At 50.3% G+C, this 9,596-nt stretch carries 10 protein-coding genes and 11 other annotated features; of the genes, 3 read left to right on the forward strand and 7 right to left on the reverse strand.

Annotated features, from left to right (window positions below):
- Positions 1–4: 4 nt before the first annotated feature.
- The 7 genes from yedO to fliC all read right to left on the reverse strand — a co-directional run bounded on the left by yedO (position 5) and on the right by fliC (position 7,112).
- Positions 5–1,002 (reverse strand): putative 1-cyclopropane-carboxylate deaminase gene (gene yedO / locus STM1953; RefSeq protein ID NP_460906.1). Within the gene, positions 5–991 belong to an annotated coding region; the region does not span the whole gene.
- Positions 997–1,002: a ribosome-binding site (putative RBS for yedO; RegulonDB:STMS1H002113), on the reverse strand. (Overlaps the previous gene by 6 nt.)
- 142 nt (positions 1,003–1,144) lie before the next feature.
- Positions 1,145–1,956, reverse strand: a protein-coding gene (gene fliY, locus STM1954; RefSeq protein ID NP_460907.1) for a putative periplasmic binding transport protein. Within the gene, positions 1,145–1,945 belong to an annotated coding region; the region does not span the whole gene.
- Positions 1,951–1,956, reverse strand: a ribosome-binding site (putative RBS for fliY; RegulonDB:STMS1H002114). (Overlaps the previous gene by 6 nt.)
- 135 nt (positions 1,957–2,091) lie before the next feature.
- The gene (gene fliZ, locus STM1955; RefSeq protein ID NP_460908.1) for a putative regulator of FliA occupies positions 2,092–2,654 on the reverse strand. Within the gene, positions 2,092–2,643 belong to an annotated coding region; the region does not span the whole gene.
- Positions 2,649–2,654: a ribosome-binding site (putative RBS for fliZ; RegulonDB:STMS1H002115), on the reverse strand. (Overlaps the previous gene by 6 nt.)
- A gap of 47 nt (positions 2,655–2,701) precedes the next feature.
- Positions 2,702–3,435, reverse strand: a protein-coding gene (fliA, locus tag STM1956; protein ID NP_460909.1) for a sigma F (sigma 28) factor of RNA polymerase. Within the gene, positions 2,702–3,421 belong to an annotated coding region; the region does not span the whole gene.
- Positions 3,430–3,435 (reverse strand) — a ribosome-binding site (putative RBS for fliA; RegulonDB:STMS1H002116). Its footprint overlaps the gene before it by 6 nt.
- 147 nt (positions 3,436–3,582) lie before the next feature.
- Positions 3,583–4,291, reverse strand: a mobile genetic element.
- Positions 3,690–4,154 (reverse strand): transposase for IS200 gene (gene tnpA_2, locus STM1957; RefSeq protein NP_460910.3). Within the gene, positions 3,690–4,148 belong to an annotated coding region; the region does not span the whole gene. It overlaps the preceding feature by 465 nt.
- Positions 4,149–4,154 (reverse strand) — a ribosome-binding site (putative RBS for tnpA_2; RegulonDB:STMS1H002117). (Lies within the feature at positions 3,583–4,291; overlaps the previous gene by 6 nt.)
- A gap of 37 nt (positions 4,292–4,328) precedes the next feature.
- Positions 4,329–5,541, reverse strand: a protein-coding gene (fliB, locus tag STM1958; RefSeq protein ID NP_460911.1) for an N-methylation of lysine residues in flagellin. Within the gene, positions 4,329–5,534 belong to an annotated coding region; the region does not span the whole gene.
- Positions 5,536–5,541, reverse strand: a ribosome-binding site (putative RBS for fliB; RegulonDB:STMS1H002118). It overlaps the preceding gene by 6 nt.
- Before the next feature lie 71 nt (positions 5,542–5,612).
- Positions 5,613–7,112 (reverse strand): flagellar biosynthesis; flagellin gene (gene fliC / locus STM1959; protein ID NP_460912.1). Within the gene, positions 5,613–7,100 belong to an annotated coding region; the region does not span the whole gene.
- Positions 7,107–7,112: a ribosome-binding site (putative RBS for fliC; RegulonDB:STMS1H002119), on the reverse strand. (Overlaps the previous gene by 6 nt.)
- A 232-nt stretch (positions 7,113–7,344) precedes the next feature.
- Positions 7,345–7,350: a ribosome-binding site (putative RBS for fliD; RegulonDB:STMS1H002120), on the forward strand.
- On the opposite strand from fliC, the gene fliD reads away from it, so the two are divergent.
- The 3 genes from fliD to fliT all read left to right on the forward strand — a co-directional run bounded on the left by fliD (position 7,345) and on the right by fliT (position 9,550).
- Positions 7,345–8,760, forward strand: a protein-coding gene (gene fliD / locus STM1960; protein ID NP_460913.1) for a filament capping protein. Within the gene, positions 7,357–8,760 belong to an annotated coding region; the region does not span the whole gene. Its footprint overlaps the feature before it by 6 nt.
- Positions 8,761–8,765: 5 nt before the next feature.
- Positions 8,766–8,771: a ribosome-binding site (putative RBS for fliS; RegulonDB:STMS1H002121), on the forward strand.
- The gene (fliS, locus tag STM1961) for a repressor of class 3a and 3b operons (RflA activity) (protein NP_460914.1) occupies positions 8,766–9,182 on the forward strand. Within the gene, positions 8,775–9,182 belong to an annotated coding region; the region does not span the whole gene. It overlaps the preceding feature by 6 nt.
- Positions 9,168–9,173, forward strand: a ribosome-binding site (putative RBS for fliT; RegulonDB:STMS1H002122). (Overlaps the previous gene by 6 nt.)
- Positions 9,168–9,550 (forward strand): putative export chaperone for FliD gene (fliT, locus tag STM1962; protein NP_460915.1). Within the gene, positions 9,182–9,550 belong to an annotated coding region; the region does not span the whole gene. Before fliS ends, fliT begins: the two co-directional genes overlap by 15 nt.
- The last annotated feature ends 46 nt before the right edge of the window (positions 9,551–9,596 follow it).

Genomic DNA, 9,596 nt, shown 5'->3' on the forward strand with positions numbered 1-9,596 from the left:
GAGGTTATACATGAGGATGGTAGGCAAACAGCGCAGGCGCCCCACCGGTGTGAATAAAGAGAATCGGCCCGTCATCGTTAAAGCGTTTCTGGCTGATGCCGTCTATCAGACCCGCCATCGCTTTACCGGTATATACCGGATCCAGCAGCACCCCCTCCAGGCTCGCCAGCAGTTTCACCGCCTCCATCCCCGCGTCATTTGGCACGCCGTAACCCGGGGCAAAATAGTCATCCCATAAATGGATATCCGCCGTCGCCGTCAGCGCCAGCTGACCGGCAATAGCCTGCTGCAAGGCAATCACTTTGGGTTTCTGCTCGGCGACAGAACGTGAAACGGTCACGCCAATCAGTTCGACATCCGGCATCAGATGTTCCAGCCCGACAGCTAACCCGGCGTGCGTTCCGGCGCTGCCGGAGGCCACCACCACCGAAGAGAGCCCGACGACCTCTTCACACTGCTGGGCGATTTCCAGGGCGCTCTCTACGTATCCCATTGCCCCCAGCGCGCTGGAACCGCCGACCGGAATCACATAGGGCCTGAACCCTTGCGCTTCAATGCGCGTCGCCAGCGTTTGCAGCTGCGCATCCGGATCGGTTAGCGCATCGCACATCTCAATTTGCGTATTAAATAAATCCAGTAACAGGCGATTACCATTCGTCAGGTAATTTTCCGCGGTGGTACCGATTGGATTTTCCAGCAAGGCGACGCAATGCAGTCCCAATTTGGCCGCGACTGCCGCCGTCTGACGGACATGGTTCGACTGAATCGCCCCTGCGGTTATCAGCGTATCCGCCCCTTCTCGCAGCGCGTCGGCCACCAAAAACTCCAGCTTGCGCAGTTTATTGCCGCCCATTGCAATGGGCGTAACGTCATCGCGCTTAATGTAAATCTCACGGCCAAGATAATCAGACAATCGCGGCAGGTATTCGAGCGGGGTCGGCGCGCCGATAAACTCCAGGCGAGGGAAGCGCGTTAAGTGATGTAGTGGCATTGAGCCTCCGGTAACGTTGTGGTGTGTTCTTTTTATTATGCACGTTGATCTAACGGAAATAAAAAAGGCGCCGATTCACGCGCCTCCGTTTGCTGACATAGTATGAGGTTGATATTGCCCGGTGGCGCACTGCCTGCCGGGCAACGTAGAACATTATTGGGTCACGTCAGCGCCAAACCATTTTTCAGAGAGCGCTTTTAAGGTGCCATCTTTTTGCATTTCCGCAATGGCGTTATCTACCGCCTTCAGCAAGTCTTCGTTGCCTTTACGTAACGCAACGCCGGACTCCTGACGCGAAAACGCATCACCGGTGACGGCCAGCGTACCTTTGGTTTTTTTCACCAGATCCAGCGCCGCCAGACGATCGACTAAAATCGCGTCAATACGGCCTACGCGCAGATCCTGGTATTTTGTAGGATCATCGTCATAGGTACGGATATCCACGCCCTGCACATGTTGACGTAGCCACTCTTCATAGTTAGTCCCCAGCCCAACGCCGACTTTTTTGCCCTGCAGATCGGCAGCCGTTTTGATCGTGCCTTCATTGCCTTTTTTCACCAGCGCCTGAATGCCGGAGACAGTATAAGGCGTAGAGAAATCATATTTTTTCTTGCGGACGTCTGAAATCGTGACCTGGTTTATCACCACATCAATACGTTTAGCGTCCAGCGACGCCAGCATTCCGTCCCATTTGGTCGGCTTCAACGACGCTTTAACGCCCAGATGTTTTGCCAACGCCTCGGCGAAATCGACTTCAAAACCGGTTAATTTGCCGTCTTCGCCCTGAAAGCTAAACGGCGGATAGGTACCTTCCAGCCCTACCAGCAGCGTGCCGCGTTCTTTAACTTTGTTCAGCAAACCCTCATCGGCAAAGCTCTTCGCGCTCATTCCCGCCACCAGCGCTACAGCCATTACTCCCATCAGTGCCTGACGTCCCAGCAGTGCTAATTTCATAGTAACCCCGAATATTGCCGTTAATGACCATAGACTGTGTCCCGCCATGGCGCATCGTCACGTCTCGCGAACCTTTGGGGGACTCAGCCTAATGTAGAAGGTTTGCCACGTTTCACCAACACGACTCTGCTACATCTTATGCTTTTTTAATATATATCAGAACTGGCGGTAAAGGGGGATTTCTGTCTGGGCGCAATCTGCTGATGCGCTTTATATTGCTGGTATTTACGCAGTGCGATACGGTAATTATTGGTGCTGGTTTCCGGCAACCATGGCGCCAGGCTTTCATCGAGAAAACCGTCCTGCAGCAGATCGTGGGAAATGTTTTGCTCGCTGAGGTAATTGCCAAGGCGTCGTAAACGCACGACATATTCCCGCACCGTGCCATGGCTCATCTCGGTTTGTTCAAACAAATACTGCTTGAAACCGATAATATCGAAAAAATCACTCTGCTTTTTGCAGTGCAAATCGCCGCAAAAGCGACACAGCGCCACCCACTCCTTCTGCTCCCGCTGCCAGGCAGCGTCGTCAAGTAGCATATCCAGCTGTGAAATAGCGATTTTATTAACGATCTTGCCACGGCGAACCAGCGTAATGCGGTCGAGCAGTTTGTGACAATGCGCGCAATGCGTCTGGCTGTGTTTAAAGTCTTTAAGATAGCGGCTCAAAGGCCGCCTTTTAGGTTGCTGCACCGTCATGAGAACTCCTGGTAGTCTATACGTTGTGCGGCACTTTTCGGGTGCGATCATGCGCGACCTATAACTTACCCAGTTTGGTGCGTAATCGTTTGATGGCCTGACTATGCAACTGGCTGACCCGCGATTCGCCGACTTCCAGTACCGCGCCAATCTCTTTGAGATTGAGCTCTTCCTGGTAATACAGCGTTAACACCAGTTGCTCGCGTTCCGGCAGCGATTCAATCGCATCCATTACCCGCTGTCGCAGGTCGCCCTCCAGCAGTTGATGTAACGGGTTTTCCTGTTGATGTTCTTCAGTCACCAGTTCGATGCTATCGCCATGCTCTTCCCGCCACTCATCGTAAGAGAAAAGTTGGCTGTTGTTGGTATCGAGCAACATCTGACGATACTCCGCAACAGGGATGCCAAGACGTTCCGCCACTTCGGTTTCCGTCGCATTACGCCCCAGTTCCTGCTCCAGTTGTCCCATCGCCTGCGCCACTTCGCGGGCATTACGCCGGACGCTACGCGGCACCCAATCGCGGCTGCGTAATTCATCCAGCATCGCCCCACGAATACGCTGCACTGCGTAAGTGGTAAATGCCGTTCCTTGCAAAGCGTCATATCGGTCGACCGCATTTAATAACCCGATGCCGCCCGCTTGTAGCAGATCGTCCAGTTCCACGCTCGCCGGCAATCGCACCTGCAGGCGCAATGCTTCGTGACGCACCAGCGGTACATAACGCTGCCACAGCGAGTGTTTATCCATTACACCTTCAGCGGTATACAGTGAATTCACGATAAACAGCCCTGCGTTAAATGAGTTATCGGCATGATTATCCGTTTCTACAGAGGGTTCTATCGAAGGAATAAGGCTATAAAAGAAGGGTTATTTCACTTATGTAACCTGTAGCGCCTTTTTAGCGGCTAAAAGAGCAGAATAAAATCAGCCAGATAGAATAAATATCCTCCGGCATAGCCGGAGGTTTTTCAGATGCGCCTATAAGGCTCTCTTACCAGCCGCGCCCTAACAGGCGCATACGATCTGACATTTGCATCAAACTTCGTTACTTACGGCCCGTAAACGGGCTGCCCGGATACGGGATCGATAATTGCTCACCCATTTTATCCTCTTCAAGCTGGTGCTTTATGTAGTCCTGTATCTTCGCCGTGTTCTTACCCACCGTATCGACATAGTACCCTCTGCACCAGAACTCCCTGTTCCTGTATTTGAATTTTAGATCCCCAAACTGCTCGTAAAGCATCAGACTACTTTTACCCTTCAGATATCCCATGAAACTCGACACACTCATCTTCGGCGGGATCTCCAGAAGCATGTGAATATGATCTGCACAACATTCTGCTTCCAGAATTCGTACGTTTTTCCATTCACACAATTTTCTTAATATGCTGCCTACTGCCCTACGCTTCTCTCCATAGAACGCTTGTCTTCGGTATTTGGGCGCGAAAACTATGTGATATTTACAGTTCCATCGGGTGTGCGCTAAGCTCTTTTCGTCCCCCATTGGGACCCCCTTTTGATTTCTTGTTGAACTTTTGCAGTTGCCAGACCGCAAGATGTTTTAACAAATCAAAAGGGGTTTTAATAACTGGCTTAAAGCTGAAAGCTTTCCGGAACCCCCAGCCTAGCTGGGGGTTTTCCATAGACAATAAACGGGATGCGCAAAAGCCCACCCCGAACAAAACTATGTCAGAAGATGAATCATCGACAGATCGTCGCCAGTACGCACCGTTTCTATATGGCGATGAAAATTCTTCGCCACCTCGCTGTTATGCTGGCTGCGGGAGTGAAAACTATACACAATATTGGTAACGTCATCCCACTCTATACGCCCGCGCTCATGCACGCTGGCTGCCGTTAATAGCTTAATAAAGGCATATTCCGCCACGATAATATACAGCGCGCGTAACGGGTCGACATTCGGCTGGTTGGGGAAATTATTTTCCCAAATTTTATAGAGAATTAAATTTCTGAAGGCCCAGTTCTTCTGCTGCTCATTCGCCTGTAAACAGCGCGCTAATGAGGACTCAATATCGCTAACCTTCTGCTCCATTGAAACGCCCTCTTCCGCCGTCAGCACCCGCAGAAGACACTGGATGTAGTGATCGAGGATAACACTGCCACGATTAAGCGGGAGCGAGCGGAAATAGTCCTGCATCTGCAATACCAGCGAGGTTTTTACCTTGCTATCCGGCGCGATATTCATTAACTCCTGCGCCAGCACGCCGGTCTGCAACTGTTCAAGTAACGCGGCATACACCTGTTCCAGTTCGCCCAGCGCGGCATCATCAATTTTGGCAAATTTCTGTGCATACATGACGAATTTAATCAACGCATAGAGCGCGGCTTCCGTACTGCTGTTGGCATGGTTGATCAGACTCAGGCAAAACAGATTGAGTAACTTTTGCTGCGCTGGGAATAACGGCGCAGTATTGAATGTCTGCTGAATGATTGTTTTTTCGCTGAGTGCCATTGCGTCAGGATCGTTTAAAATGCGGGACGTCACCTCCGGGCAGGCAAGACTCAGAGAGTTACGCACCTCATTTTTATAGGTATGATGCGCCCGCGGGAAAGAGGAACAGGTATGACTTAATGCCTTTGCGCCTAACGTTTTTTGTACCCGGCACAGACGGTCCTCATCCAGATAAGGGCAATTCCCCAGCGCCGAAGGCAGCTTAATTTCGCCCCAGTGGCTGTTGTTCTTTTTCAGCAGGATAATATGGTCTTGCGCGATGGTACGAATCGTCGTGTCTTTACTGGCGAGATATTTTTTAACCGTCGTCTTATCCAGCGTGATTTTCCAGCCCTTACAACAGTGGTCGCGACAGGCCGAGCCAGAACAGGAAAAGCGGGTGACAAAGGCAGGTTCAGTGACGGTGATTTCTTTCATTACACAGGCTCCGGAATTAAAAAAGGCAGCTTTCGCTGCCTTGATTGTGTACCACGTGTCGGTGAATCAATCGCCGGATTAACGCAGTAAAGAGAGGACGTTTTGCGGAACCTGGTTCGCCTGCGCCAGAACGGAGGTACCGGCCTGCTGCAGAATCTGCGCGCGAGACATGTTGGAAACTTCGGTCGCGTAGTCGGAATCTTCGATACGGCTACGGGCAGAAGTCAGGTTGTTTACGGTGTTGCCCAGGTTGGTAATAGCGGAGTTGAAACGGTTCTGTACCGCACCCAGGTCAGAACGTAACGTGTCAACCTGTGCCAAAGCAGCATCAATTTTCTGCAGCGGGTTTTCGGTGGTTGTAGCAGCCGCTTCCGCCAGATCAGGCTGTGCTTTAAAGTTGTGACCTTCGGCTTTACTTGCAGCGTAAGTTTTACCACCAATAGAAACAACTTCGGTTTTGCCGTCTGCGCCACCCAGTTTGTTTAGTGCAGTTTTGGATGTACCGTCATCTGCAGTGTATTTCGTAGTATTAATACTTATGGAACCATCTTTATTTTGAGTTGCAGAATAGTAATCATCGCCTACCTTAACTGCTAAACCACCATCAATAGTTTTACCGTTATTATCAGTATAAGACATCTTAACAACAGATGCTGTGCCGGTAACACCTGCTGCTGTCAATGCGGCTTTAGCCTCTGTCAAATCAGCATTTGCAACTTGTACATTTTTCACATCCTCAGTTGCTGTCGCAGGTAGTCCACCTGTAAGCGGGGAAGTCGCACCGCCAGCAAGAGTCACCTCACCGTTCGTCTTATCAACGGAAACTTCATAATAGCCATCTTTACCAGTTCCCCCCGTAACGGTAACTTTGGCGTAATATTTTCCAGTCGTATCATCAAATTTTAAATCGCCATCAATTTTCTGGTCAGTACCACCAAGACCAGTAGCCGAGGCTTTAAAAGTACTATTGTCTAAAGCAATCGTAGTATCGGCATATCCTGTAACAGTTGCAGCCGTATCGCTGACCTTATATTTTTGTTGCACATTCAGCGTATCCAGACCCAGGGTCTGAGAGTTGATCTGCTTCAGATCGATATCGATAGTTTCACCGTCGTTGGCACCAACCTGGATGGTCAGGGTGTTGTCCTGCGCCAGGACTTTCACGCCGTTGAACTGAGTCTGGCCGGATACACGGTCGATTTCGTTCAGGCGCTGGGTGATTTCAGCCTGGATGGAGTCGAGGTCAGACTGGGAGTTGGTGCTGTTAGCAGACTGAACCGCCAGTTCACGCACACGCTGCAGGTTGTTGTTGATTTCGTTCAGCGCGCCTTCAGTGGTCTGCGCAATGGAGATACCGTCGTTAGCGTTACGGGAAGCCTGAGTCAGACCTTTGATGTTCGCGGTAAAACGGTTAGCAATCGCCTGACCTGCCGCATCGTCTTTCGCGCTGTTGATACGCAGACCGGAAGACAGACGCTCGATAGCGGTGCCCAGAGCGGACTGGGATTTGTTCAGGTTATTCTGGGTCAACAGCGACAGGCTGTTTGTATTAATGACTTGTGCCATGATCTTTTCCTTATCAATTACAACTTGATGTTATTGGGCTGTTGCCCACGGTTTCTCACCGTAACCCTTGTATCGGCACCTGAATTTCGAACTTTAGAAAATTTTTCACTTCCCCCGATCTTTTTCTTAGGCGGCGAAATAGCCGCTTTATGCATCATTATTCCGCGCATTATTTTTGCAAAATTATCATTAAACTTTGCCTCCAGATTGCCGATAACGCGCTTAACTACTGTTTGCAATCAAAAAGGAAGAAGGCATGGCTTCAATTTCATCATTAGGTGTGGGATCAAACTTACCGTTAGACCAGTTGTTGACAGACCTGACAAAGAACGAAAAAGGACGCTTAACGCCAATTACCAAACAGCAGAGCGCGAATTCGGCAAAGCTAACCGCCTATGGCACATTGAAAAGCGCATTAGAAAAATTCCAGACGGCAAATACCGCGTTAAATAAAGCGGATTTATTTAAGTCTACCGTGGCGTCCAGCACCACTGAAGATCTCAAAGTCAGTACTACCGCTGGCGCTGCCGCAGGGACTTATAAGATTAACGTAACCCAGCTTGCCGCCGCACAGTCGCTGGCGACAAAAACCACCTTCGCGACCACCAAAGAGCAGTTGGGCGATACGTCGGTCACGTCCCGGACAATTAAAATTGAACAGCCGGGACGTAAAGAGCCGCTGGAAATTAAGCTGGATAAAGGCGACACCTCCATGGAGGCGATCCGTGACGCCATCAATGACGCCGACAGCGGTATCGCCGCCAGTATCGTTAAGGTCAAAGAGAACGAATTCCAGTTGGTGCTTACCGCCAATAGCGGTACCGACAATACGATGAAGATCACGGTGGAAGGCGATACAAAACTTAACGATCTACTCGCTTATGACAGCACCACCAATACCGGCAATATGCAAGAGCTGGTGAAAGCAGAAAACGCGAAGCTGAACGTAAACGGCATCGACATTGAGCGTCAGAGCAATACCGTAACCGACGCCCCTCAGGGAATTACGCTCACCCTGACCAAGAAAGTGACCGACGCGACCGTGACGGTAACGAAAGATGATACCAAGGCGAAAGAGGCGATTAAATCCTGGGTGGATGCCTATAACTCGCTGGTGGATACCTTTAGCTCGTTAACCAAATATACCGCCGTTGAGCCGGGCGAAGAAGCCAGCGATAAAAACGGCGCGCTGTTAGGCGATAGTGTGGTTCGTACTATCCAGACCGGGATTCGGGCACAATTTGCCAATAGCGGCAGTAATTCTGCGTTCAAAACAATGGCGGAAATTGGCATCACCCAGGATGGGACTTCCGGCAAACTGAAGATTGATGATGATAAGCTGACCAAAGTACTGAAAGATAACACAGCCGCAGCGCGTGAGCTGCTGGTAGGCGATGGTAAAGAAACGGGTATCACCACCAAAATTGCCACCGAAGTGAAAAGTTATCTGGCGGATGACGGCATTATTGATAATGCGCAGGACAACGTTAACGCCACGCTGAAAAGCCTGACAAAACAGTACCTGTCCGTTAGCAACAGCATCGATGAAACCGTTGCCCGTTACAAGGCCCAGTTTACCCAACTGGATACCATGATGAGTAAGCTGAATAACACCAGTAGTTATTTGACCCAGCAATTTACAGCTATGAACAAGTCCTGATAACAGAGGTCACCATGTACACCGCGAGCGGTATCAAAGCTTATGCGCAAGTCAGCGTGGAAAGCGCCGTGATGAGCGCCAGCCCGCATCAGTTGATTGAAATGTTGTTTGATGGCGCGAATAGCGCTCTGGTGCGCGCTCGCCTGTTTTTAGAACAAGGCGATGTTGTCGCGAAAGGTGAAGCGTTAAGCAAAGCCATCAATATTATCGATAACGGGCTGAAAGCCGGCCTCGATCAGGAAAAAGGCGGTGAGATTGCGACGAATCTTTCCGAGCTATACGACTATATGATTCGCCGTTTACTGCAGGCTAATTTGCGTAACGACGCTCAGGCCATCGAAGAAGTGGAAGGGTTACTCAGCAATATTGCAGAAGCCTGGAAGCAGATTTCACCGAAAGCATCTTTCCAGGAGTCTCGTTAATGACCTCAACCGTGGAGTTTATCAACCGTTGGCAGCGTATTGCGCTGCTCAGTCAATCGCTGCTTGAACTTGCGCAGCGAGGTGAATGGGATCTCTTACTGCAACAAGAGGTCTCCTATCTGCAAAGTATTGAAACGGTGATGGAAAAGCAAACTCCACCGGGCATTACGCGAAGTATTCAGGATATGGTCGCCGGATACATCAAACAAACGCTGGACAATGAGCAGCTCCTGAAAGGGCTGCTGCAACAGCGACTGGATGAACTGAGTAGTTTGATCGGACAATCCACCCGCCAAAAATCACTCAACAACGCGTATGGCCGTCTTTCCGGTATGTTACTCGTGCCAGATGCGCCTGGCGCCTCATAATATTTTCCCGTCTCGTATGAAAATTCTTCCATACTCCAGAGGTCGG

The sequence above is a fragment of the Salmonella enterica subsp. enterica serovar Typhimurium str. LT2 genome (genome assembly GCF_000006945.2).
Lineage (GTDB): Bacteria > Pseudomonadota > Gammaproteobacteria > Enterobacterales > Enterobacteriaceae > Salmonella > Salmonella enterica.

Coding starts and splice junctions, on each gene's coding strand:
- yedO (NP_460906.1), bottom strand. CDS start 991: ATGCCACTACATCACTTAACGCGCTTCCCTCGCCTGGAGTTTATCGGC.
- fliY (NP_460907.1), bottom strand. CDS start 1,945: ATGAAATTAGCACTGCTGGGACGTCAGGCACTGATGGGAGTAATGGCT.
- fliZ (NP_460908.1), bottom strand. CDS start 2,643: ATGACGGTGCAGCAACCTAAAAGGCGGCCTTTGAGCCGCTATCTTAAA.
- tnpA_2 (NP_460910.3), bottom strand. CDS start 4,148: ATGGGGGACGAAAAGAGCTTAGCGCACACCCGATGGAACTGTAAATAT.
- fliB (NP_460911.1), bottom strand. CDS start 5,534: ATGAAAGAAATCACCGTCACTGAACCTGCCTTTGTCACCCGCTTTTCC.
- fliC (NP_460912.1), bottom strand. CDS start 7,100: ATGGCACAAGTCATTAATACAAACAGCCTGTCGCTGTTGACCCAGAAT.
- fliD (NP_460913.1), top strand. CDS start 7,357: ATGGCTTCAATTTCATCATTAGGTGTGGGATCAAACTTACCGTTAGAC.
- fliS (NP_460914.1), top strand. CDS start 8,775: ATGTACACCGCGAGCGGTATCAAAGCTTATGCGCAAGTCAGCGTGGAA.
- fliT (NP_460915.1), top strand. CDS start 9,182: ATGACCTCAACCGTGGAGTTTATCAACCGTTGGCAGCGTATTGCGCTG.